The organism is Embleya sp. NPDC020630 (genome assembly GCF_044334985.1).
Taxonomy (GTDB): Bacteria; Actinomycetota; Actinomycetes; order Streptomycetales; family Streptomycetaceae; genus Embleya.
Map to the genome: position 1 here is coordinate 1 of NZ_JBIRUB010000045.1, position 23,854 is coordinate 23,854.

General features: G+C 68.8%; 23 protein-coding genes and 3 pseudogenes. 15 read left to right on the forward strand and 11 right to left on the reverse strand.

Annotated elements, in window-relative coordinates; all coding sequences use genetic code 11:
* Positions 1 to 150: pseudogene (locus ACH4XV_RS47505) on the forward strand (IS5/IS1182 family transposase); the annotation flags it as partial.
* 29 nt (positions 151 to 179) lie between these two features.
* On the opposite strand, the gene ACH4XV_RS47510 reads toward ACH4XV_RS47505, so the two are convergent.
* Positions 180 to 1,589 carry a DUF2637 domain-containing protein gene (locus ACH4XV_RS47510; RefSeq protein WP_395800711.1) on the reverse strand — a complete coding sequence of 470 codons (1,410 nt, stop codon included), beginning with the start codon at positions 1,587 to 1,589 and terminating at the stop codon, positions 180 to 182.
* An 823-nt stretch (positions 1,590 to 2,412) separates the two neighbouring features.
* Positions 2,413 to 2,556: pseudogene (locus tag ACH4XV_RS47515) on the reverse strand (WhiB family transcriptional regulator); the annotation flags it as partial.
* Between the two features lie 120 nt (positions 2,557 to 2,676).
* Between ACH4XV_RS47515 and ACH4XV_RS47520 the strand changes: the two are divergent.
* From ACH4XV_RS47520 to ACH4XV_RS47560, 9 genes are all read left to right on the forward strand, one after another.
* Complete coding sequence (locus ACH4XV_RS47520) at positions 2,677 to 3,855, forward strand: tyrosine-type recombinase/integrase (RefSeq protein WP_395800713.1); 1,179 nt, start codon at positions 2,677 to 2,679, stop codon at positions 3,853 to 3,855.
* Positions 3,855 to 5,897, forward strand: a complete 2,043-nt coding sequence (locus ACH4XV_RS47525) for a hypothetical protein (protein WP_395800715.1) — start codon at positions 3,855 to 3,857, stop codon at positions 5,895 to 5,897. Before ACH4XV_RS47520 ends, ACH4XV_RS47525 begins: the two co-directional genes overlap by 1 nt.
* Positions 5,898 to 5,961: 64 nt before the next feature.
* Complete coding sequence (locus ACH4XV_RS47530; protein WP_395800717.1) at positions 5,962 to 7,083, forward strand: tyrosine-type recombinase/integrase; 1,122 nt, start codon at positions 5,962 to 5,964, stop codon at positions 7,081 to 7,083.
* The gene (locus ACH4XV_RS47535) at positions 7,083 to 7,424 is read left to right on the forward strand and encodes a helix-turn-helix domain-containing protein (protein ID WP_395800719.1); all 342 of its coding nucleotides are present in this window, start codon (positions 7,083 to 7,085) and stop codon (positions 7,422 to 7,424) included. The genes ACH4XV_RS47530 and ACH4XV_RS47535 overlap by 1 nt, the downstream gene beginning before the upstream one ends.
* Positions 7,425 to 7,885: 461 nt before the next feature.
* Entirely contained in the window at positions 7,886 to 9,829 is a 1,944-nt protein-coding gene (locus tag ACH4XV_RS47540) for a site-specific integrase (RefSeq protein ID WP_395800721.1), read from the forward strand.
* A 41-nt stretch (positions 9,830 to 9,870) separates the two neighbouring features.
* The gene (locus tag ACH4XV_RS47545) at positions 9,871 to 10,416 is read left to right on the forward strand and encodes a GNAT family N-acetyltransferase (protein ID WP_395800723.1); all 546 of its coding nucleotides are present in this window, start codon (positions 9,871 to 9,873) and stop codon (positions 10,414 to 10,416) included.
* A gap of 155 nt (positions 10,417 to 10,571) precedes the next feature.
* Positions 10,572 to 11,003 (forward strand): transposase, encoded by a 432-nt coding sequence (locus ACH4XV_RS47550; protein WP_395800725.1) that lies wholly within the window; start codon positions 10,572 to 10,574, stop codon positions 11,001 to 11,003.
* Positions 11,000 to 11,524, forward strand: coding sequence for a DUF6262 family protein (locus ACH4XV_RS47555; RefSeq protein ID WP_395800727.1), 525 nt, complete (start codon positions 11,000 to 11,002; stop codon positions 11,522 to 11,524). The genes ACH4XV_RS47550 and ACH4XV_RS47555 overlap by 4 nt, the downstream gene beginning before the upstream one ends.
* 149 nt (positions 11,525 to 11,673) lie before the next feature.
* Entirely contained in the window at positions 11,674 to 11,925 is a 252-nt protein-coding gene (locus tag ACH4XV_RS47560; RefSeq protein WP_395800729.1) for a hypothetical protein, read from the forward strand.
* 138 nt (positions 11,926 to 12,063) lie between these two features.
* On the opposite strand, the pseudogene ACH4XV_RS47565 reads toward ACH4XV_RS47560, so the two are convergent.
* The 8 genes and pseudogenes from ACH4XV_RS47565 to ACH4XV_RS47600 all read right to left on the reverse strand — a co-directional run.
* Positions 12,064 to 12,177: pseudogene (locus ACH4XV_RS47565) on the reverse strand (WhiB family transcriptional regulator); the annotation flags it as partial.
* 87 nt (positions 12,178 to 12,264) lie between these two features.
* Entirely contained in the window at positions 12,265 to 12,411 is a 147-nt protein-coding gene (locus tag ACH4XV_RS47570; RefSeq protein WP_395800731.1) for a hypothetical protein, read from the reverse strand.
* A gap of 100 nt (positions 12,412 to 12,511) precedes the next feature.
* Positions 12,512 to 12,712 (reverse strand): hypothetical protein, encoded by a 201-nt coding sequence (locus ACH4XV_RS47575; protein WP_395800733.1) that lies wholly within the window; start codon positions 12,710 to 12,712, stop codon positions 12,512 to 12,514.
* Positions 12,709 to 12,876, reverse strand: a complete 168-nt coding sequence (locus tag ACH4XV_RS47580) for a hypothetical protein (protein ID WP_395800735.1) — start codon at positions 12,874 to 12,876, stop codon at positions 12,709 to 12,711. Before ACH4XV_RS47580 ends, ACH4XV_RS47575 begins: the two co-directional genes overlap by 4 nt.
* 149 nt (positions 12,877 to 13,025) lie before the next feature.
* Positions 13,026 to 13,442: an NUDIX domain-containing protein gene (locus ACH4XV_RS47585; RefSeq protein ID WP_395800737.1), complete on the reverse strand. Its 417-nt coding sequence runs from the start codon at positions 13,440 to 13,442 to the stop codon at positions 13,026 to 13,028.
* A 97-nt stretch (positions 13,443 to 13,539) separates the two neighbouring features.
* Positions 13,540 to 13,746 (reverse strand): hypothetical protein, encoded by a 207-nt coding sequence (locus tag ACH4XV_RS47590; RefSeq protein WP_395800739.1) that lies wholly within the window; start codon positions 13,744 to 13,746, stop codon positions 13,540 to 13,542.
* Positions 13,747 to 13,943: 197 nt separating this feature from the next.
* Positions 13,944 to 14,603: a hypothetical protein gene (locus ACH4XV_RS47595; protein ID WP_395800741.1), complete on the reverse strand. Its 660-nt coding sequence runs from the start codon at positions 14,601 to 14,603 to the stop codon at positions 13,944 to 13,946.
* 166 nt (positions 14,604 to 14,769) lie between these two features.
* Positions 14,770 to 15,648, reverse strand: coding sequence for a hypothetical protein (locus ACH4XV_RS47600; RefSeq protein ID WP_395800743.1), 879 nt, complete (start codon positions 15,646 to 15,648; stop codon positions 14,770 to 14,772).
* Between the two features lie 442 nt (positions 15,649 to 16,090).
* Here ACH4XV_RS47600 and ACH4XV_RS47605 point away from each other — a divergent pair, with 442 nt between their 5' ends.
* From ACH4XV_RS47605 to ACH4XV_RS47625, 5 genes are all read left to right on the forward strand, one after another.
* Complete coding sequence (locus ACH4XV_RS47605; protein ID WP_395800745.1) at positions 16,091 to 16,438, forward strand: GntR family transcriptional regulator; 348 nt, start codon at positions 16,091 to 16,093, stop codon at positions 16,436 to 16,438.
* A gap of 149 nt (positions 16,439 to 16,587) precedes the next feature.
* Positions 16,588 to 18,039 carry a helix-turn-helix domain-containing protein gene (locus tag ACH4XV_RS47610; protein WP_395800747.1) on the forward strand — a complete coding sequence of 484 codons (1,452 nt, stop codon included), beginning with the start codon at positions 16,588 to 16,590 and terminating at the stop codon, positions 18,037 to 18,039.
* Positions 18,036 to 18,716, forward strand: coding sequence for a RibD family protein (locus ACH4XV_RS47615; protein ID WP_395800749.1), 681 nt, complete (start codon positions 18,036 to 18,038; stop codon positions 18,714 to 18,716). Before ACH4XV_RS47610 ends, ACH4XV_RS47615 begins: the two co-directional genes overlap by 4 nt.
* Positions 18,716 to 19,180 (forward strand): deaminase, encoded by a 465-nt coding sequence (locus ACH4XV_RS47620; protein WP_395800751.1) that lies wholly within the window; start codon positions 18,716 to 18,718, stop codon positions 19,178 to 19,180. Before ACH4XV_RS47615 ends, ACH4XV_RS47620 begins: the two co-directional genes overlap by 1 nt.
* A gap of 1,166 nt (positions 19,181 to 20,346) precedes the next feature.
* Entirely contained in the window at positions 20,347 to 22,119 is a 1,773-nt protein-coding gene (locus tag ACH4XV_RS47625; protein ID WP_395800753.1) for a hypothetical protein, read from the forward strand.
* Between the two features lie 830 nt (positions 22,120 to 22,949).
* Here the strand turns inward: ACH4XV_RS47625 and ACH4XV_RS47630 are convergent.
* The gene (locus tag ACH4XV_RS47630) at positions 22,950 to 23,672 is read right to left on the reverse strand and encodes a hypothetical protein (RefSeq protein ID WP_395800755.1); all 723 of its coding nucleotides are present in this window, start codon (positions 23,670 to 23,672) and stop codon (positions 22,950 to 22,952) included.
* Positions 23,673 to 23,854 lie beyond the last annotated feature (182 nt).

The following is a 23,854-nucleotide window of genomic DNA, read 5'->3' on the forward strand; positions in this document are numbered from 1 at the left end:
CAGCGCAACACCGCCGAACGCTGCATCAACCGGATGAAGGACTGGCGTGGCATCGCCTTCCGGACCGACAAGACCCCGGACAGCTACCTCGCCGGGCTCCACCTACGCGGCGCCATCCTCTGGCTCCGCAGCCTCCCCACACGACCGTGATCCGAACTCAGAACAGGCCCTAGTGCAGGTCAGTCCCGGTCGCGCTCGGCGTCGCGGGCGATTTCGGGGTCGAAGCCCGCCGCCGGGTCGTATCCGGCCGCCAGGAGGGCGACCGCGGCCGCCTTCGTCGTGGAGGCGGTGCTGGTGGTCTTGCCGATCGCCTTCTCGACCGCCGCGAGGTCGACGTCCCGCGGCGAGGCCGCGAGGATCATCCGGGCCACGACTCGCACCCGGCGCTGACGCGGGGTGAAGTTCGCGACGTCCTCGGCCTCGACCGCCCGCCGGGTGATTTCCGCTGCCCGGTGCCGGGCTTCCGCGGCTTGCCTTTCCGCCTCGGCGGCGTGCGCCTCGGCTTCTGCGACCTGCTTCCGAGCCTGCGCCGCGCGCTGCTTCTCGATCTCCGCGAGCGCGGCGTCGGCCGCCGCGCGCTTGTCGGCTTCGGCGACCTTGGCCCGTTCTTCCGCGACTCGGGCGTCGGCTTCCGCCGCTTGCCGTCGGGCTTCTGCGGCCTCGCGTTCCTCCACCGCCTCGTCCAGATCCGCGACCGCCCGAGAACGCGCGTCCGCCCGAGCCTCCGCCTCCGCGACCGCCCCGCGGGCCCGCGCCCCGGCGACCCCCTCGGTCGTCGTCAGGTCGGCCCGCAGCGTCGCCATCTCCTTGCGGTGCGCGAGCCGCGCCTTCTCCGCCTCGTGCTGCGCCCGTTCGGTGTCGAGTTCGAGGTCGCGGGCCCGCTGCTCCGACTCCTGGCGGCGGCGCAGTTCCTGGCGGGCCATGTGGTCCGGCAGGGCCAGGGCCTGGTCCACGGTCAGGCCGAACGGCTCCAGTTTCCTGGGCAGTCGGGCCAGGGCCTCGGGTTCGCCCTCGACCAGGCCGGCCTTGCGCAGTTCCTGTTTGTACTCGTTCCAGGCGTTGAAGATGGCCCGCTCGCGCTGGCGGGCCATGGCCTCGGCGTAGCCGACCTCCCAGAGCTTCATCGCCCGGAAGATGCGCCAGGTCGGGCGGGGCGCGAGGATCCAGCGGTGGCCGGGGATGACGTCGTGGTCGGCCGGGAGCGCGGCCTGGTGGACCAGGATCCGGCGGCCGGCCTCCACGCCGATCACGAACAGGACCGGCATCAGGCCGTGGCTGGCGGCCTTGTCGAGGTTGTCGGCGATCGCGCCGTGCGCGGCGGCGTTGAAGTAGATGCTCGCCGCCGTCATGCCGTGGGCCAGCAGCCTCAGCACCGGCCACGACGTGCGGATGCACGCCATGAACAGGTCCAGGACCAGGCAGGTCACGATCGCCACGTCCACGCCGATCGCGAAGATCCTGGCGTCGTCGGCGGAGAACCCGAAGGTGGTGTGTCCGGCGCTGCTGAGGTTCCCGAAGGACAGGTAGAACCCGGCCATGCCCATCACGCACCCGCCCACGGCGGACACGATCCCCAGGGTGATCTTCACGCCCCGGCCCGCGTCCGGCGAAGTCGCCGAAGCGGCGGTCGAAGTCGCAGAAGTGCCGGGCGAAGTCGTGGAAGCGGCGGCCCGGGTCGCCGAGGCGAGGTGGCGGTCCGCCCTGTCCGAGGCGGTGTCCAGGGTGTACCGCGCGGGAGCCGCCGGGGCGGTCCCGGAAGATGCGGGCCGAGTCGTGGAAGGCGTCGGCCGGGTCGCGGAAGCGGCGGGCCCGGTCCCCGAAACCGCGCCCGGACCCGGGCGGGCCGCCCCTGCGGCGGCCGGGTCGATCGTCGTCGTCATCTCTCTCCAACCAAAAATGGGGCGGGCCACGGCCGTACACGGGAGAGCGGCCACCCGGCGAGGGTGACCGCTCTCCCGGTGGTGGACCGGCTACCAACCGCCGGTACCGGGGCTGAGCTGGATCCGGTGGCCGTTGGGGCAGGTCGTTCAGCCGTTCGGCCAGCCCGACACGGTCGCCCCGCAGTGGCAGGTCTCGATCAAGGTCGTGTTGTCGTCGCTCACGCGTGCCTCCGTGGTGTCCAGGGGTCGATGCGGGAGGCGGACGGAAGTGCAGGGCGGACGGAAGCGCAGGTTCGTACCGGCTCCCCGATCCGCTGCACCCGGCCGAGGCCGAGGGCAGCGGATCGGGCAACCGCCGGCCCCCGACGGGGGCCGGCGCGTGTTGCTGTGGATGGTGTCGCTCCGGGGTACCGGCGGGGCCGGGTGCCACCCGGCCGGGACGGGCCCGGCCGGGACGGACTGGGCCGGCCATCGGGACGTGGGCGCGGCGGCCGGTCGGCGGGCCGGGCCCGGGTCGATACCCGCCCGGCGGTCAGGCGGAGGTGGCGGCCCGGTTGCGGGCGGCGCGGCGCTTGAGCGCCCGACGCTCGTCCTCGGACAAGCCGCCCCACACACCCGCGTCCTGCCCGGTCTCCAACGCCCAGGTCAGGCAGCGCTCGCGCACAGGGCAGCGTCGGCTTCTCTGGGGGGCAACCCAGTGTGGTGTGACGTTGTGTAGAGAGGCTAAGTTGATCTTCTGAGAGTCATTCTCAGGGGGTGCGGCTCTGTGGCGGGTTGTTGCATCAACCGTCAGATCATGGAGTTGCAAGTGCGGGCCTTTCCTGTGGATTTGCCGTCTGGAGTGCGGTACTGGACGGTCGTCGACGACGACCTCCTGGTGGTACCGGTCGCTGATCAGTGGCTGCGTTTCTTGCGGTTCGGCCGGAGCCGGGCCGAGTTGACGACGAAGGCGTTCGCCGGCGGCGCGTCGTTGTACCTGCGCTGGTGTCAGGCGACCGGGCGTCAATGGCCCACGGCAGCACGGGACTTGGGCTTGTTCATGGTCTGGCTGAAGTACACGCCGTCGACGCCGGACGGCCGCGCGGCGCCGGTGGTGTTGGGTCCGGGGGCGGAGCCGGCTCGGGGGGAGCGGCGGATCAACGCCGTGTTGTCGGCGGTACGGGGGCTGTTGTCGTACGCGGTGTCAGTGGGCGAGGCACCACGCTCGGTCCTCGGGCAGATCTATGAACTGGCCGACAGCCGGGACTTGCCGGTGGAGGCCCAGGGCGAGGACAGCGGCCTGTCCTACCGGCTTCGGGCCCGTCACCGGGTGCGGGAGCCGGAGGCGGATGTGGACCGGGCCTCCGACGAGGAACTGGTGGCGATGTTCCTGGAGTGCCGCAGTGCCCGGGACCGGCTGGTCGTGCTGCTGCACGGCCGGGTCGGGCTGCGCCGCGGCCAGGTGGCCGGTCTGCGCCGCGGCGACTGCCACCTGCTGCCCGATTCCCGGGCCCTGGGCTGCGACCACAAGAGTGCTCATCTGCACGTTCGGCGCCGTGAGAACAGCAATGGCGCCTGGTCGAAGTCGAAGCAGGCGTGGACCCAACCGCTGGATTTCCTCGTGGTCCAGGCCTTCGATCAGTACGTCGACGAGCGCCACGAGATCCTGGGGGCAGGCGGCAGCGACTTCCTGCTGGTGAACCTGTTCCGCGAGCCACTCGGGGCGCCCATGACGCCCGATGCGCTGGGTGAGCTCTTCGAGCGCTTGAGCCGGCGCGCGAAGTTGTCCCGGAAGGTGGGCCCGCACATGGCACGCCGGGCGTTCGGCAGCAATGTCTCGGACGCCGGCGGGTCGTTGGACGAGGTGCAGGTCCTGCTCGGGCAGAAGCACCCGGGGTCTGCCCGGCCCTATCTGATCCCCGATCGGGCCCGGCTGCGCGAGGCGATCGAACGGGTTCCGTCGCCGCGGGTCCGGCACGGACTCGGGGAGATCTGATGGCGACGCCGCTGTCTCCGGCCCAGGAGCCGCAGGACCTGAGGATGCGCGAGATCGTCGCCGCGCTGGACGCCGACTTCCTGAGCCTGCTCGGCTGGGACTGGGACGTGCGGGTGGTCCGCTATCCCAAGAGCCACCCGGTGCTGGGAATGCCGGACTGCCGGATCTCCGGCTGCGTCACGGGGACCGTGCTCGGCGAACCGATGTGTGTGGGCTGCACGGTCCGCTGGAGGAAGTCCGGGTTGTCCCTGGAGGACTTCACCGCCGGAGGCAGGACCGGCCAATACCGAAGCATCGGCCAGACGCTTTGCCGGGTGCCGGGCTGCGAACGGCCGTGCAGGTCGGTTGCCGCCCGCGTCTGCTCAGTGCACCACTACCAATGGTCGAGGTCGGGCAACCCGACGCTGGAGGACTTCCTCCGGCGCCCGAATCTTCGCCCGCTGCCCGACATCGGGCCTTGCCGGGTCGCCTCCTGTTACCGGGTGCGAGGCAGAGAGGGAAACGTCTACTGCGACGTGCACTCCGCGCGGCTCGCCATCGAACGCCGACGCGGGAGCTTCGACGGTGACGAACAGCGGTGGCGCCTGACGACGCCGGCGGTGGCCGTCGGCCGGGAGGTCAGCCTGAGGGGTCTGCCCGACCGGCTGGCCGCCGAGCTGCTCTACTGCCTGCAGGTCCGCACCGCGCGGGACGTGAAGACCCGCGACCACCGGTTCCGGCAGCTCTGCGACCGGCTGCGGCTCCTTGGGGTCCCGAGCCTGGAAGCACTCGAGGACGCGGACCTGGTTCGCGCGGAAACGACCGACGACCTCCGAATGCTCGTCCGAGGCGCCCGGACGGCTCTGCGCCGATTGGGGACGACTCCGGAGACCGAACGACTGGAAGACGTATGGGACTTGGTGGTCTTCGGGCACAACGGCACGCTCAATTTCAGCAAGATCCATCACAGGCATTTCCGCGAAGCGGTCAAGATATGGGCCTACGACGAGCTCCCGCGACGGCGGGGCCGGTCCGTCGCCAGTGCGTTGCAGAACATGATCCGGGGCATGACGTTGCTCTCGGAGAGCCTGCGGCTGCAGCGCGAGGACGGCGGCCGGCAGCCAAGGCTCCTCGGCCGCACGGACATGGTCAATTTCTGCAATCGGGTCGCCTTCCTCGCCGAGACCGGCACGTTCGGCACACACCATCGGGTCAACGTGATCCGTTACGTCCGGCAGATCACGAACAGGATCCGGGTCATGGGGCTGACCGGGCCCGGCCAGATACTGGAGGGCCTGCCGAGCGACTTCACGTTGTCCAGCCAGGACATCCCGGACGAGCCCGAGGACGCCGAGGCCGGCCGGGACCTGCCGGACGAGGTGATGCGAGAGCTCTGCGACAACCTCGACCTGCTGGAGAAGACCAGCAACCGCGAGTACCGCGTCGCCACCGAGCTGGTGATCGACACCGGGCGACGGCCCGACGAGATCGGCACGTTGAAGTGGGACTGTCTGGCCAAGGACCCGGACGGTTCGCTCATCCTGCTCTACGACAACCACAAGAACTACCGGCTGGGCCGCCGTCTGCCGATCGCTAAGGCGACCGCCGCCGTGATCACAGAGCAGCAGGAACGAGTACGCGAGCGATTCCCCGACACCCCGACCGGCATGCTCAAACTGCTGCCCAGTCCCGTGGCCAACCCGGCGGGGAAGAAGTCCATCGGCCCGATCGGGGACGCGCACCGGGCGTGGGTCGACGAGTTGGCCGACATCATGATCCCCGTCGTGGTGGAGGTCGACGGGCAGCCCGTGACGAAGCTGCTGCCGTTCGACAAGTCCAGGATCTTTCCCTACGCCTACCGCCACACCTATGCCCAACGTCACGCGGACGAAGGCATCGCGCCGGATGTCCTCATGGATTTGATGGACCATCGCGAATTGTCCACCACACAGACGTACTACCGGAACCCTCAGGAATCGCATCAGACGGGTGAGAAGTCGCAGGTCGCGAGGTCGGGGCGAGGTCTGACGAGGACTCCATTCTCCTGCAACTTGGCGGCCTGAGCTGCGAGTTTGGTGATCAGATCCCATCTGATGCAGGATTTGCCCTCTGGAGGGGAGGGTGGAAGTGGGTCTACAGCGACATGCCGACCTGGCTGGAGCGGCTCGCCTGGAGCTGGTCTCCGGGGTGGCCCAGCTGCGTCCGCAGGACGCGATGGTCGAGGCGATGGTGCGGGGCTGGCGGGCTCAACAGGCCGCCCGCGGGCTCCGCGAGGACACGGTCGTGGCCCGGGAACGACTCGTACGCCGGTTTCTGGAGTACACCAACGAATATCCGTGGTCCTGGACACCCGGCCACGTGGACGAGTGGTCACTGTGGCTGACCAGCGAGAAGCACCTCGCACCGTCCACGATCCGCAGCTACCAAGGCAGTCTGCGCCTGTTCAGCGAGTTCTTGATCGACGGCCGTTACGGCTGGGCGGTGGCCTGCGAGGACGCCTTCGGCACTCATCCGGTGGCCATCTGCCACGAGTGGAACACCATCGCCCACCTCAACGCCTATGAGGGGAGCCCCGAGGCGAGGCCGTTCACCCGCGAGGAGATCCAGCGCTTCCTCGACTACGCCGACGACCAGGTCGAACGGGCGGTACGGGCCAAGCGCAAGGGGGCCCTGGCCGCCTACCGCGACGCCACTCTCTTCAAGGTCATCTACGGGTGGGGGCTTCGCCGGACCGAGGCATCGAAGCTGGATGTGGTGGACTTCGGGCGGAACGCGAAGGCTCCGCAGTTCGGCCGGTACGGCACCCTCAACGTCCGCTACGGCAAAGCGAAGAAGGGCCAGCCGCCGCGCCGTCGGAACGTGCTGTCTGTGATGGACTGGGCGGTGGAGGCGGTCGCCGACTACGTGGAGAACGTACGGCCGCGGTTCGGCTGCGAGGATCACCCCGCGTTGTGGGTGACCGAGCGGGGCGGGCGGGTGAAGCCGGCGGAGATCAACGCCCGGTTCGTCGCCTACCGTGACGCCCTGAAGCTCCCGAAGGCGCTCACGGTCCACTCCGCTCGCCATTCTTACGTCACTCACCTCACGGAGGACGGGGTTGACCGGCGGTTTCTGCAGCAGCAAGTCGGTCACGAGAATGACAGTTCCACCGCCATCTACACCCACGTCAGCGACGACTTCATGAACACCATGCTCCACAAGGCACTTGCTCCCGCGCTCGCCCCGATCCCCGCAGACAAGGACCGCTGATGGCTGCGAAGCTCGACTACCACTGGCACCTGCGCAAAGTCATGGCCGACCGCGGGCTCTTCTCCACCACCGACCTCATCCCGCTGCTGGACGAACGCGGCATCACCCTGTCGTCCAGCCAGGTCTACCGGCTCGTCGTCGAGCGCCCCGAACGACTCAGCCTGAAGATCCTCATGGCCCTGCTCGACATCCTCGACTGCACCATGGACGACCTCATCGAGCCCACCGCGGCAGCAGCTGCCGGGACAACTACCCGGACAAGGAAGGCCGTTGGCGCCGAGACAGGCGTCGGTGACCTGCGACCCAAGCGAGCCCGCATCCGCAGTCTCGAGCGGCCGTGACCACACCCGGGCACCCCGATCGGGCCGTCACCGACCCGATCGGGCTCATCGTGGACCTGGTCGCGGCCGTCGAACATCACCTGGAGCCTGACCGGATTCGTGCCGCGGTCGCCGGCGTCGTGGGCGGCCGCTCAAAGTCACGCCGCCTCGCGGCACATCTCGCTGAGCATCCCAGTGTGCTGGCCGACGGTCGCTCCCCGGCGCCCAGGGCCGTCGGCGACCTGCTCATCGCCCTGCGTGAGGCCGGAGCCCAAGCCATCTCGCCGCCGTGTTGCGCCGAATGTGGCAGGCACATGCGGACTCTCCAGCGCCGCGGCCAGGACTGGTACTGCTGGAACTGCGGGCCACAGCCCGAGCCGTGTGCTGCTTGCGGAAACACCCGCCGGGTCGCCTCACGTGACCGGGCTGGGCGGCCGCGATGCGGCAAGTGTCCGGACACCGACGGACGCGACCCCGTCGCAGTGATCGGCGCCCTGATCGCTGGACTGGACCCGCAGGCCGGACGGGAGACGGTCGCCGACGCGGTCCGCCGATCGGCGCCTCGTCCCTCCTACCAGCAGAAACTCGCCTGGGCCCTGGAAGCCAACCCTGCCCTGCTGACCGGGGACGGCCACCTTGCACCCCACCGTGCGATCCTCAAACTGATCGACCTGCTGCTCGAGGCCGGCGTCACCGGGATCATCCGGCCGTCCTGCCCCGGCTGCCACAGAGTCGTACGCATCGACAAGCCCTTGAATGGACGACGGGTCTGCCGCATGTGCATTTCCCACTCCCGCATCGAGGAGTGCTCGGGATGCGGAGCTCGGCGAGAGCCCGCCACCCGCGACGACCAAGGTCGGCCAGTGTGTCCGAACTGCCTGGTCAGCGACCCGGCGAACCTGGAGACCTGCATCAACTGCGGCCGACGAAAGGTCGTGAACACCCGCACACCGGGCGGCTCGCTCTGCGCGAGCTGCCCCTCCTTGCCCACCGCGACTTGCAGCATCTGCGGCGAGGAGAAGCCCTGCGGCACTTCCCGCACCACGGGCCGGCCATGGTGCCTGGACTGCCAGCATCGCTCAGCGCCGTGCTCGGCCTGCGGAGGCGTCGCGGCGATCATCTCCGGCACTCTCGACCAGCCTCTTTGCGTGGACTGCACCGCCCCTGAGGTCTGGCACACCTGCCCCACCTGCAGCGATCCCGATTACCTGCACCCCGGCCAGTGCGCTCGCTGTCTCATCAACCGGCGCCTCAACGAGCTCCTGGGCCCTCCGTCCGATGCCCTCCACCCCGGTCTCGAAGCCCTGCGGAACGACATCGCCACCGCCGAGCACCCCATCACCGCCAGGCGGTGGCTGAACAAGCCGTCCGTGTCTCCGGTCCTGGCCGACCTCGCGACCGGCCGACGAGCCCTGACTCACGAGGCCCTCGACGAGCTGCCCGACAGCCCGCCCCTCGCCCACCTCCGCCAAGTCCTGATCGGCGTCGGTGCCCTGCCCGAGCGGGACGAGTACATGGTTCGCCTCGAACGCTTCCTCGCCGGCCTGCTCGGAACACAGCAAGATCCCGAACAGCGCAAAGTCCTGCACCGGTACGCGATATGGCACCTGGTCCGTCGACTACGCCGACGCAGCAACGGCCGCCCGCTGACCCCGCAGCAGTTCATGTCCGCGCGCCAACGCACCTACGCGGCCGTCGCTTTCCTGACGTGGCTTCAGGCTCACGACCTCGCCCTGGGGACCTGCCAGCAGGCCGACCTCGACCAGTGGCTCACCGACGACTCCGCCGCCTACCGCCACACGGCCGGCCACTTCATTCGTTGGGCTCGCACCAACAAGCTCACCACCGTCCATGTCTCCGCGGTCCGCTGGAACGGCCCCACCCAGCCACTCGATGACGAACACCGGTGGAACGTCGCACGACGACTCCTGCACGACGACACCCTCAAAGCAGAAGACCGCCTCGCAGGACTCCTTCTCCTCCTCTATGCCCAAGGACCTTCAGCGATCAGCCGGTTGACCATCGAGGAAGTCGAGGTCGGCGCGCAGGAAGTACGTCTCCATCTCGGCGATGCTCCCGTCCAGCTGCCCGAGCCTGTCGCCGCACTGGCCCGCGTGGTTGCCGCGAACCGCAAGGGTCACGCGACCATCGGGGCCTTGACTCCGTCTCCATGGCTCTTCCCTGGCGGCCAGCCCGGACGGCCGATCAGCACGACGCAGCTGACCCAGCGGCTGAACCAGCTCGGGATCCGGCCCAATCAGGCCCGCAGCACTGCGCTCTTCCAGCTCGCCACCGAGATCCCGGCCGGGATCCTCGCCCGCACGCTCGGCATCCACACCGACGTCGCCGTCGCCTGGCAACGTCTCTCCGCGGGCGACTGGGCCACCTACGCCGCCGAAGTCAGCCGCCGAACCAAAGAATCTTGATCACAACCGAGCATCTAAGACCCCTCTGACATGCTCCCCGCATGTCTCACGAACACGCCCTCGACCTCGTCCAGATCACCGACCCGAACGACGTCACCCCCGAACTCCGGCGAGAGCTGATCGACTGCTGGATCGCCGTTACCAACACGGGCGGCGCCGCCGGATTTCCCTTCCCGCCTGTCAATGATCACGACGTCGAACCAGTCGCGGACAAACTCGTCGGCCGACTCAACCCGCAGCAGAGCCGCCTCCTCGTCGCCAAAGCTGACGGCGTCCTCGCCGGATGGGTCATCCTCAACCGCGACCCCTACCGGCTCGTCGGGCACTGGGGCACCGTTCACCACCTCCAGACCCACCCCGACTGGCGCGGACGAAGCATCGGCGTCGCCCTCGTCCACGAACTCCGGAAGATCGCCCGAGACGAACTGGGGCTGGAACAGCTGCATCTCGCCGCCAGGGGAGGCGAGGGGCTTGAGGACTTCTACGGACGGCTCGGATGGCGCGAGATCGGCCGCTGGCCCGAAGCTCTCCGGCTCGCACCCGACGACACCCGCGACGAGGTCCTCATGGTCCTCGCCCCACTCTGATCACAGAGGCATTCAGACAGTTTCAATACCCGACGTCACCATTAGTCAGCCAGGAGCGACGACGCGAAGCCGTCGACCGGGTCACCGCCCTGCAGTTCGACCGACACGGCAGCCGCGTCTGGCGCAAGGCCCAGGGACTGCTCGACTCCGAACACGTGCGGCGAGCCATCGGCGAGGTCGCCACGGCCTACGGCGTCTGCCTGGAGCCCCACAACGTCGCGGCCGGCGGGCAGAGTTGCCCGATCAGGTTCCGCTGCGTGGGCTGCAACCACTTCCGCACCGACGTCTCCTACCTTCCGGACCTGGAGCGATACCTGTCCGACCTGCTACAAAGCCGCGAACGGCTGATGTCGGCCTTCGAAGCCGACGACTGGGCCCGCAGCGAGGCCCTGCCCTCCGAGGAGGAGATAAGCCGGGTCCGCCGCCTCATCAACCGGGTCAAGGCGGACCTGGACGACCTGTCCGTCGAGGAACGCTCCCAGATAGAGGAAGCAGTCGCCGTGGTCCGCCGCGGCCGCTCAGTGATGCTGGGCATGCCCCGCGTCGGCCAGCCGCTTCCCGACGTCAGGCCCTGGAGGCTTCCGTGATCCCTGCCATGCGCGACGGCCGGCAGGCCGACACCGAGCGGCGCCGCCAGCGCGTCGCCACCGCAGTGAAGAACGCCGCGAGGAACGGCACGCCCATCAGCGTCTCTGCCATCGCCCGGCAAGCCGGAGTCGATCGCAGCTTCCTCTACCGTCACCGCGACCTCCTGGAGATCGTGCACGCGGCCGAGCTCGAACCTGCGACCCAGGACCCGGCAGGCACTTCGCCGGTGAGCCGGGCCTCGCTTCAGGCCGATCTCGCCAACGCCCAGGCTCGCAACACTCGCCTGGCGTCCCGCGTTCAGCAGTTGGAGAAACGGCTCTCGCAGGTGCTGGGGACCCAGGCCTGGCAGGAGTCGGGCCTCGGAGCCCCAGCAGACATCGACGAGCTCCAACGGAAGATCACGAGGCTGGAGCAGCAGAATGTGGACTTGACGGCTTCGCTGGAGGAAGCACGATCTGATCTCGAAGCCGCGAGGGCGGCCAACCGTGATCTGACCAGAGCACTGAATCAACGTGCCTGAGCTTGGCCTTCACGTCTCAGGGCGGCGCAGGATCGAGTGTTACGGAGTAAGCGAGCATGTGGGACGGGCCCTTCTATCGAGTCAAACGCGATGGATACGAGATCTGTTTCGTACCTGGAGCAGGAGAGGACCTGGACGAGGTCTGCAACGTGGACATGTGGGTCGTCCGCGATGATGGCGAACGCTGGTCCGGAACTGTGTTCACGCTCGACGTGGTGCACCGCATCATGGACCGCCAGCACCAGGCAGGAGACCCGGAAGGCGATTACTGGTGGTGCTGGGACGGCCTCATCGTCCGCGACCCGGGCGTGGCGTCTATGGCCGCGGTCATCGACGGACTCGTCGCCTCCGGCGAGTACGAGACGGTCCTTCGTCATGTCGGCCCCGAAGAGGACATCTGACCTGAAGGGCTGAGGCTGGATCACATCGAACGGCAGTGGTGCCACATGTGTTGCACACGATAGTCTCAGCTGAACCGGCGCTGAGCTGCACATAATGGTCTCCACTCGCCTCGCGCCACACGGTTACCCCCAGAGAAGACGGCAGACCGACTTCGCTTCCTCGATCTGGAGTACGGCGGGGCCTGTGTTGCCGATCGGGAAGAACAGTTCCGGGTCCTCGTTCCGGCAGGCGGCGACGTGACGCCAGTCCATGGCGGGTCTCCTCTATATAGGGGTGCACGCATCGAGTTCGGGCCCGCGCCCCGGGCGGGTTGCTCGGGGCGCGGGCGACATACGCGATCAGCGCCTCGTCGAACGGCGCACGTGGGCGGACCACTGGGCATCGGCGACCGCGCGGCGCGCCGCACGATCGTCGGCCGCCGCCTTCTTCTCGGCCTGCTCCTGGCGCTCGCGCTCGGCCTCGGCCTCACGCTCGGCGGCGGTCATCGACCACCACCCCGCCGGGCCTGCGCCCATGCCTTGGCCAATCGCTCGCGTGCGGCGCGTTCCGCCGCCTCGCCCGGATCCTCCGGCGGGGTGGGGGAGGTCATCGGCCACCCCGCGCCCGCGTCTGCGTCTCGGTCAGCCGCTGCGCCGCAGCCTCGGCCTTCACCAGGTTGTCCGCGGCCCGGCGCCTCGCCGCCTCCAGGTCGCGCGCCGCCACACCGGCCGACGCCCGGAGCCCATCCAGCTCCTTCGCCTGACGCAACGCCTTCTCCAACTCCCGCTGCACGATGACGGGGTTCACTGCGCCGCCGCCTTCCGCGCGTCGGCCTCACGCGCCCACCGCAACGCCAACTCCACGTCGGCGCGCGGCTCCGCGAGGGCGCGACGGTCCGGCTTCGACGGCGGCGGCGGCTTCGGCTGGGTGCCCTTCCTGGGCAGGTTCGTCGTGGGATGCTTCGTGGACACAGGCGTGTCTCCATTCATCTGGCGTGCCTGTGCGCGGTCGTCGGGGCCCTAATCCCCGGCGACCGCACCTGAGTTCGGCTGTACACAGCAGCCGTGAAAGCCGACACCGCACGCGGTGCCGGCCAACACGAACGCTGGTCGGATGCGGATCACGCGTGCGTCGCGGCGGCCACGATCTCGGCGTGGTCGAACGCCAGCGGGGGCAGCGCGGCCAGCGGCCACCACACAGCGGCCACCGCGTCGTCCCCGGCCTGGGCCGTGGTGCCGGCGGGCACGGTGATCGCGTACGCGACGGTGACGAACCGGCCGCGCGGGTCGCGGTCGGGCCGGTCGAACACACCGACCTCGCGCAGTTCCTCGGCGTCCACCCAAAGGCACGCCTCCTCCGCCAGCTCCCGGGCAGCCGCAACGCGGAAGGTCTCGCCAGCGTCCACGTAACCGCCGGGCAGCGCCCATGAACCCTTGTGCGGGTCCCATCCGCGCTCGATCAGCAGTACGTGGCTGTCCGGCGTGGTGACCACCACGTCGGAGGTCATCTGCACGATCTCGGTCTCGGTCTCGTTCATGTGCGTCCCCTCCTGTGCCCGGCCACTCGATCGAGCGGCCAAGGGGGCCGGCACCGTGTGGTGTCGGCCGCCGTGGTCCCTCGGCTCGATCAACCGGTCACATCCGCACCCGCGCAACGGCGCCAGCGACGTACTCGGCCAGCGTCAGGCCGGACCATGTCTCGGCCACCAGGGCCAGGTACTCCGCCTCGGCCCGGGCCCGGGCGCACTCGACGGGCGAGTCGTAGAGGTCGGTACGAATCGGGCCGGCGGGCGGCGCCGCGGCGGCACGCCGGGCGGTCCCGGTGTCGGTGGTGGTCATCATCAGGGCTCCAATCGGGGCTCGGTGGTACACAAAGCCGTTCATAGGGCGTTCGTAGCGCGACGCACGCCGGACGCTCGCAAGCGATCGGCGGATCCGGAGAAGCCGTGGGGCCGGCACCGCGTACGGGCCGAGCGGCGGCCGGTCGGGGCCGGCCCCCGCACGCGGTTCAAGGCCGGGGCGTCGGGGGCGCTGGGTGTTCAGACGAGTTGCTCCCAGTACGAGATGGCGCCGCCGCGATCCGTGTCGCCGCTGTCGTCGTGGTGGGCTCCGTGGGCGAGTTGCTCCAGGAGCACGCGCAGTTGCTCGGCGTTCTCGACGAGCAGTTCGGTCGCGGCGGATCCGGTCGCGAGGGTGAAGGTCTCCGGGTTTTCCGTGTCGTTGGTCCAGATCAGCCGGACGCCCGGAGCGAGGTGCATGCTCGCGCCGGCGTCGCGGTGTCCCTGCCACACGGACACGTCGCCCGGCCACACGCCGCCTCCGTCCAGGTGGAGGCGGGCGAAGAACGCGGCCTCCCGTTCGGCGGCGTACCGGCCGTCGATCTCGACGAGGTGCGCCATCCGCGCGGCCGCCGCAGCCACGTCGACCGGCGGTCCGACCGGCGTCTTGCCGACGACCGGGGCCGTAGGGGTGTCGCGGCGACGCAGCGCGGCCATGGTGCGCATCGCGGCCCCGTCCAGGACGATCGCCGCGCAGATGCCGGCCAGACCCGCCAATGCGATCCGCAGCAGTTCGGGGGCGTGCAGGTCGCCGACGACGGCGTAGCCGATCAGCGTGCCGCCGGCCCCGCCGACGACGACGGCCCCGTGGCGGGCGACGGCGGCGGTGATCGCGGTCAACTTGGTGATGTGCTGGTGCATGTGTGCCGCTCCTGTATAGGGGAGGGCGTCGGTGGTCCGGCGCTCCCGGCCGCGCCCCGCCCGCGTAGTGCGATGCGGGTGGGCGCGGTCGGCAACTCCGGTGCCTGGGCGTACGCGACGCCCCGCCCGCGTCGTGCTGTGCGGGCGGGGCGAGGGTTGGGGTGTGTCAGGGCCGCTCGTCGGCCCAGATCGCGAGCACGTGGCCGGCGGTGGCGGCGGTGACGGTCGTCTCGAGCCGGGAGGTGCTCGCCGCGACCGCGAAAGTGTTGCGGTCGGCGTGCCAGATCAGCCGGTAGCCGGGCGCGAGTTGCATGCTCGCGCCACCGCGGTGGTGGCGCTGCCACAAGGACTCGTCGCCCAAGACCTCGCAGCCGGGGCCCAGGTGGGCCAGGACCGCGTAGGCCATGTCGAGCGGCTCGGTCGGGACGTCCCACTCGGCGGGCGCGTCGCCCGGCGGCCGTTGCGTGCGCCGGTCGTCGGTGCGGGTGACGGACCGGGAGACGCGGGCCCACTCGCGGGCCCGGCGGCGGGGGAGTTCCCGGGCCCGGCGGTCCTCGACTTCCTGGTGGAGTGCCTCGAGGAGGGCTTGCCCGCTCTGCCGGCGGGGTTCCTCCCGCAGGAGGTGGGCGTGGGTACGGGCGAGCCGTTGGGCTGTCGGGCACGGCGTGGTGGTGCAGGTCGGGCAGTGCTCGCGGTGCTCGGTGTACGCGCGGCGGGCCTGCTCCGGGGTGTGCCGGCCGGGCAGCATCTCGCCGACCGGCGGGGCCGGTGCGGCGACGGGCTTGCGTACGACCTGGGTTGCGCGGCGCGACGCGGTCTCGCGGTCGGCCTCGGTGAGGCTGGTCCACCACTGTCCGACGGTGATGTCGACAGTGATCCGTTGTCCGCCGCCGGGGCAGCGCCTGGTCGTCGTGCCGGGGCGGTCGTGGGGTTTGACGACGCCGCGGTGCAGGACCCGCCAGGTGTCGCATTTGCAGCAGACGACGCAGGCCGGGTAGCCGGGCTTCAGGAAGAGCCGGTTGGGCGGAAGGTGGGAAGCCCGCACGCGGGGCTGTCCGTTGTGGCGCATCGGTGTCCTCCGGGTGGGGTCGTTGTGTTCTCCGCCCACCACGACGGCGAGCCGACGTGGGGGACGGGCAGCACAACAGGCTGCGAGGACGTGCGCTCTGCGGACCCCGGAAGTCCGGGACGGAGGACCTGTGTGGTGCGTCGACTCCGTGCCTGGTGGGTGTCGCAGAGGTGGGGATATGCGGTTGGCCGTACACCCGCTGAAGCAGGGACTACCTGCTGTCGTGCAGTGGTGCTGGGACCGAGATCCCACTCCCGGCGCTACCCCGAGAAGGGGTAGCGCCGGTGGCAGGACATCGGCGATTCGAGAGATCCGAACCTCTGAATCAATAATGTCAACTTAGCTGATACAGTGCGGGCTGTGTCAAGTGCTTCAGTAAAGTCGCGAAAGCTAGCTAGGTGGAAGGAGGCGCTCTACCATGACGCTCATGACTGGCGAGGATGTGCAGCCGTACCAACGGATCGTTCAAGACGTCCGGGAGAAGATCCGGACGAAACAGCTCGGTACCGGTGACAAGCTGCCCAGCACGCGTGAACTGTCGCGTGAGTACGGCGTTGCCAGCGGCACGGTCCAACGGGCACTCAGCGAGCTGCGAGCCGCCCGCCTGATCTACTCCCACCAAGGTCGCGGTTCGTTCGTCAGCACAAACGCCCTTGCCCTCGAAACCGATCAGGACCCCACGGCCCGAGCCATTGCCGAACTCCGTGAGGAGATGGCCGCGTTGGCCGCGCGTCTCGAACGCGTCGAACGGCACGGTGACGACTGAGCACTTTCGTGTCGCGTTGAGCATCCCGCTGTCTCCCTTGCCCTCGGCCACTGCTTATCCGAGTTCTACGGGTCGAGCGGGGGCGCAACCAGATCCGACATGTATCCGGCGGAGGGGATACATCGAGTGGAGACATGGGAGGAGGCCCCATGGGTCAGCGACCATCAAGCTTGACACCCGACAAGTCGCCGCAGCACCGGCTCGGGTACATGATCCGCGAGTTGCGAACACGGCGCGGCTACTCGCTGCGTGAACTCGCCGAGAGCGTCTACCTCAGCCACTCCAAGCTGGCGCGATGGGAGACAGGAGCGCGTCCACCGCAGGATCGCGCGGAGATCACGCTCGTTGATTCCAAGCTCCGAGCTCGCGGCACGCTCATCGCTATGTGGGAACGCACGCTCGATCCAGCATCCGCGAGCCATGTATCCGATGCCGACGCTCATGTATCCGACTCTGCCGGAGCCCTAGTCACACCCCCTCAAGATCCGGCAGGTTCGGACGATGGGGTCTACGTCCCCTCACGGTTACGAGACGGGACGGTGGTGTTTGTGCAGATCGACCGACGCGCATTCCTGCGTGGCGGGGTCGGAGCCGGAGCAGGTGCGGCTGCCGCGCTGGGCGTTGGAACACCTGCTTCTGCAGGCGAAACCAACACGGTGTCCAGCCTTGTACGGCGAGCCCGGGCGGCCGCCTCGTACGGCTCAACCCCCCTGGAGCACCTGCGAAGGACCCGCGCCGTTCTCATCGACAGTGACAACCTTCTTGGGCCCGGCCAGGCAATCAAGACGGCGCGCGAGTACATCTCAGTGATCCAAACGCTGCGACGAGACGCAACCGGGCCGGACGCACAAGGTCTCCTTGAACTTCAAGCGCAGTACGCCGAGTTCGCGAGTTGGCTCTACCAAGATCTCGGTATTCACGATCACGCCAGCGCCTGGCTGGACCGTGCCCTCCAGTCGAGCCACACCTTGGGTGACACGGATTTGACAGCATATGTCATGGCTCGGAAGGCACAACTGGCATGCGACATGCGTGACGTCGTCGATGTCGTCGACCTCGCAGAGGCATCGCACCGCACTGCCCGGCCACGCAGTCGTCTCGCCGCTGTCGCCCAGACCTACCAGGCATACGGACATGCCATCCGAGGCGAGGCCGCCTCCAGCCAACGGTCCATCGACCGGGCCTACGAGATGCTCACGCAAACGGCGGACGACCCCAGCCCGTGGGGCATCTGGTTCGACGCCTCCTACATCGCCGTACACCGGGCGCAGTCCCTCGAAGTCCTGGGCCAGCACGCGGATGCCGCAAGCGAGTTCGAGGCGGCCATTGGGCTGCTACCCGATGGCTACCACCGCGACCGCGGTGTCTACCTGTCCCGAGCGGCAGTCGCTCACGCGGGTGCCGGCGCCCCGGAGCAGGCCGCAACCATCGGCCTTCAGGCACTCGCCATCGCGGAGGACACCGGATCGGGACGCATCGTCTCAGAACTCACCCGCCTCGAACGAAGTCTCGCGCCTTGGCAGCACCTGCCGGAGGTCAACGAATACAACGACGCACTCGACAGTGTGCTGGTACAGCCCAATGAGGACGGACCCCGATGACCACGCGTCCATACGTACTCTTGTCCGCTGCCGTCTCCGTCGACGGATACCTCGACGACGCGAGCCCCGAGCGGTTGCTCTTGAGCAACGCCGAAGACTTCGCGCGGGTGGATGCAGTGCGGGCCAGTTGCGATGCCATCCTGATCGGCGCGACCACCATGCGGCGCGACAACCCGCGCTTGTTGGTCAATTCCGAAAGCCTGCGCGCGGAGCGTATGGCTCGCGGCCTTCCCGAGTATCCCCTAAAGGTCACCGTGACAGCATCCGGCGACCTCGATCCGGCGTTGAAGTTCTGGCACTACGGCCAGGACAAGCTTGTCTTCACCGTCGATGCTGTGGCCGACAAGCTTCGACGTGACCTTGACGGACTCGCCGACGTCGTGAGCACGGGAACCGACCTCGATTGGGGGCAGGTTCTCGACAAGCTCGGAGAACGAGGTGTGGGCCGTTTGATGGTCGAAGGCGGAGGTACGATCCATACCCAGTTCATGGCGGCCGACCTGGCCGACGAGCTTCACCTCGCGGTAGCGCCCCTCCTGGTTGGCCAGGCAACGGCCCCACACTTCCTCAACCCTGCTGCCTATCCCGGTGGCTCGAACGCCCGCATGCGGCTTTTGGAAGCCCAAACCATCGGAGACGTCGTCCTGCTTCGCTACGCACCACGGGACCGCACCTGATGCAAGACCATGACCAAGACCTCTACTGGATGCACCGCGCAATCGACCTGTCGCGGCTGTGTCCGCCCGCCGAAGGCGCCTACTCCGTCGGCGCGGTGATCGTCGATGCCAACGGAGTCGAGTTGGCCTCCGGTTTTAGCCGGGAAACCGATGTCCATGTGCATGCCGAAGAGGCCGCGATCGCCAAGCTTCCTGAAGAAGACCCGCAGTTGAAGGAATCGACGATCTACAGCACGCTGGAACCCTGTTCCCAGCGCCGATCTCGGCCCATGCCATGCGCACAGCTCATCCTGGCCGCAGGCATCCCACGCGTAGTGATCGCATGGCGGGAGCCCTCCCTGTTCGTCGCGGATTGCGTCGGATATGAACTGCTCGCTGCGGCCGGTGTCACGCTGGTGGAACTGCCGGAACTGGAATCCGCCGCCAGGGCAGTCAACAGCCATCTCTTCCCGGATGCTTCGTGAGAGCACAAGGCTGCCCGCAGTGGGCACCAGCTGGGACCGAGACACGCACCGTTGACGTACGTTCGGTGATCCTCGGTAGCGGTATGGTGATCCCGCGTTTGATGCCAGAAAGAGTTAAGACCCCCAGACCTTGGACAAGTCATGGGGGTCCCGACGGGCCTAGCCCGCCGGGCGCACACCTTCGGATCAGGAAGGTAAGCACGCGGTTGAAGAGTACCCGCACATGCCTTTCGCATGCGCGCCGCCCCGCCGTGGCAGCGATGCAACTCCGTCGCTCCGGCAGCGTTTTCGCCATTTCGCGTTGCCCTGCGGCGCAGTCCTCCGTGATGTCCCGGAGCATCCCACGACGAAGCCCCCGCCGCGGTGATGTGGTCACGTCGTCGGCGAGGGCTCGCGAGCTTCCGATCGCATATTCGGCGATTGGGTCTGTCGGTGCCCGTTTCGGGCGCACCTCTGGGGTGTTGGGGGGTTGGTTGAAGTAGCGCACAAGCGGCTCAGCCGCCGGGACGCCGGTCTCCGTAGTGCAGCAACACTGCGGACCTTCGTCCCCACCTACAAGTTCTCAACTGGTCGCCAAACCGGCTGAGGTCCTGATCTACCGGCGCCAACCGGGACGACCAGGGCAATACGGGTTCTCCCAGAACCGACCCACTGCGCTCCACAAGGAGCTCAGGGTTTTTACACACCCTTCTCAAGGAAGGACGCCTCATTTTGCATGAGGTTCCACCGCCTTGTCTCGTCGGCATGCCCGGACAAGCGCGATTCAGCCCTAACGAGGAGCAGCACGCTCCTGGCCCAACGGATCGATCCGGACGACCGGCATTCCGATTTGCCCTGGTCAGCGTCGATACGTCGTCTCACGATCAGGCCCTGTTCAGACACGCCGATGCCCCGGAGCGATCTTGCTCACATGGCATGTCCAAGCCGCCCTGTCACATGGGCAAGCGCCCCAAAATGCCCAACACCCTGCCCACCGTCATTCCCTTCGCGTACGCCCTCGTGTCCTCGACGTTTGCCCACCTACCCGTCGCGCAGCCATGCCCCCCGCCAGTAGCTCGGCGCGCGCGGTGAGTACCGCAACGGCTGAGGCCCTCATGGCCCAGCGCGTGCCCGCCCAGAGGATGGCTGCGCCCGTACCGTCGCGCAAACAACGAGTGAGGACCCCGATGCGGGTGGTGGAGCTCGAGTTCTACCCGGACGTGTCGCTGTCGTCTTACGTGAAGATTTCCGCGCTGAGCGCACGGCCTCAGGGGTGCGAGGCGAAAACCGCGACGATCGCCAAGTACCTGGGGCTGTCGAAGGGGTCGCTGGAGCGGGGCTTGGCCAAGTTGACGGCGCGGGGCCCGGACGGCGTGGTGGAGGTGTCGACCGTACGGCGGACACGGCCGGGTGGCCGCGGGATGTCGGCAGTGCGGCGAGTGCGGCCGATGTCCGCGCGAGAGCGCTACGTGTGGCTGCCGGTGGCGGCCGCCGAAGACCTCACTCCCGTGCAGCTGCGGGCCTACGCGGTCATCGCCTACGCGCAGGCGAGAGGCATCGCCCTGACGCTGAACGAGTTGGCGGGATATCTGCGGCACCACTCCGGCCGGCGCGCCGGACAGCCGATCACTGCGGACGCGGCCGGTCGGATCGTCGACGCGGTGGAAGCCGCAGGATGGATCACGGTGCATCGCCGGGCAGGCGCCTACGGGCGCCACGTCTACATCGCCCACGACATCGCACTGGACCCCACCGCGTCCACGGTAACCCGCCCCGACGACACGGTGCACCCGATCAACGCCGCCACAAGCGCGGCAGTCGAGATCAACCCGACCACGGAACCGGCCGGGACGGTGCCCGGCAAGACCACGCTCGACGCCTCTCCGAGTACCCGCCCCGGTGGAGGATCGGGTCCCCGTTCAGGTGAGGGATCCCTCGCGTATAGGGATTCACCCAGGACTGACTCACCCGACGAAGACGCGGTCGCGTCTTGCTCATCCGCCGCAGGCGACCTGACGCCAGTAGGCGCGCGCGAGCCGAAATCACGCCCGCGAAAAACCACTTCCGACGTCTGTGACGCGCTTCGCGCGGACGAAAACCACCGACCCATCCGATCCGAGATCAGGCACAAACGGCACCCCAACGGCGGCGTTCGGCCCACGATGAGCCCTGCGGTCCACGCCGTCCTGGAACCGGTACGCCCGCTGCTGACCCGGATCACAAGCACGTTCCTGCTGCGCAAGATCAACCAGGAGGTCGAACGGCAGCTGGGCATCGGAATGGACACCGAACGCCTACGCCACCGCCTCATCGTCCGCTCCGGACTCACCCCACCCCAGGACATCCGCGACCCCGGCCGCTGGCTGCTGGGGGCGGCCCTACCTCGCTGGGGCTGCGGCCACTGGGACTGTGAGACCAGCACAATGTGGCCGACCGGTCGTCCCTGCGAGACCTGCGCCGAGATCATCGCCCAACAACGCCACGACACCCGCTCCGCCACAGCGCCAGCCCACCGCCCCGACCCACCCGGCCCACCTCGAGGCCGTTGCGCCGTCTGCGACGCGGCGATCTACCTCCTCGGCCACGCTCTGACCGACCATCTGTGCCCCAACTGCCGAAAGGAACATGCCGACAATGGCGGTGTCACACCCGACGTCGGGCTGCCTCCCGCCTGCGTCCTGCCTGGCCCTCGACTCGGCGAAGGGAACCGTGGCCGCAGTGCCCTGCCGCGACGCCCGGACGGCCTGCCCGACGTCGGACGGATGACACGCGAGCAACTGGACGACATGCGCCGCAAGGCCGAACGCGACCCGCGGCTTCGCGTGGTGCAGACCATGGCGGACCCGACATGCGGCGGCCCCGACTACGCCCGCGCGCTCTACGGAGACCGCCTGGTCGACCTCGCACTGCACCTGGCGACCTCGACTACCCTGCGCCAGGCCGGAGCAGGTGCTGAGTGACCAGAAGGCGGGCGGACAGTTCGGTCCGCTGGTGTCGATGAGCATCGTTGCGATCCCCGGTCGACCCGGAAGTCGACCGCCAGTGGAGGACAACCCAAGAGATCGAACTTCGGCGTCGTTGCGATCCCCGGCCGGTCCGAAGACCGACCGCCACCATCCGCCCTCAAGCTGGCGCACACGAGCTTCCAATTGCGATCCTCCGGTCGGCCCGAAGGTCGACCGCCACGCTCTGTCGCCGGTCCGGGGTCCGGATGGACCGGCGTTGCGATCCACAGTCGACCCGAAGGTCGACCGCCACCCGTCGTCCGGGCGCTGCTGAGCAGATGCGGGAGGTTGCGATCCCCGGTCGACCCGAAGGCCGACCGCCACTGGTCTTCGCCCACTTCGTGACCATCGGCCAGGTGTTGCGATCCCCGGTCGACCCGAAGGCCGACCGCCACTGCGGTCGTGGGCGACTCTCGCGTCTCGATGTCGGCGTTGCGATCCCCGGTCGACCCGAAGGCCGACCGCCACCCTGCCCGAGCAGGGAAATCCCGCTACGGCCACCGCGTTCGGAAGCCCGCCGACATTCACGTTCGTGGATGAAGTGGACCTTCGGCCTCGGCGCAGCCGGCGTGTCGTGTGTGCGCTCGGGGTTCCGAGGCCGAGTTATCCGCGCCGGCACGACCGCAGCCTACCTCTCGATCCCGACCACGCTCCGCGACGAACACCGGCGGGCAGCAGGGCCTTGCGTGTCGAGTACGTCCGGGTGTCGGCATACACGTGTACGTCGCCGACCGTGTAGGAGTGAACGCGGCCGGTTGTCGATGCGGTGGGTACAGGTGCTCTTGTCAGTCTGTGGGCGCGCGTGTCGCCCACCATGCATGGTGCTCGGCCAGGTCGTGTGCGCGTGGATCCCGCCAGCGGGTGAGGGCGTCGATCAGGTTGGAGTAGAGGTCGCGCGCGGTAGCGGGATCGCCCGCCTCGCCGGCCCATCGGGCGAGTTCGATGTGGGCGTCCACCGTGTCGTTGTGCCGTGGGCCGTGAAGGCTGATCATGTACGGAACGAGTTTCGCGTACAGGTCGCGGGCGGCGGCCGGGTCGCCGGCCATGCCGGTCCAGTAGGCGTGCTTGACGCGCCAGTAGAGCGATGGCCCCCTGAGAGGCTCGAAGACGTCGGCGGGCGCGGCGCGTTCCTCCAGCAGGCGGGTGTGCTCGTCGACGACGGCGGCCAGCAGGTCGCGGGCGGTGGCGGGGGCGCCAGCCTCGCCGGTCCAGTGGGCGTGTTCGCCGCGGGCGCCGAGCGCTTCGGGATCGTCGGGTCCGCACACTCGTGCCTTGTCCGCGGCCCACGCCGCCGAAAGGTCACGCGCTCCGGCCGCGTCACCGGCATCCCCGGTCCACCAGGCCAGGCTGCCCCGCGCTTCCAGGGTCTCCGGGGCGTCCGGCCCGTGGGACCGCGTCAACTCCTCGACGAAGCCTCGGCTGCTCTCTCGGTTCTCCGCCGCGCGTTCCCGACGCGTGGCGCCGTACGTCGCCCAACACGCCCCGGGCGCGGACGACTGCCTGTCCATCAACGCCGGTTGCCTCGTCTCGTCGTGCCGGTCGCGCCAGGACGGCGCAGCATCGTGCGTTGCGAGTGTCTTCGGCCGGCCCGGCGAACTCAACCGAATAGCCGAGCGCGGCGCTGCCCGCGCACATACCTGGGAACACCACCACCGGGGAACGCAGGTCGTACGTCGACAGCGATCCCCGG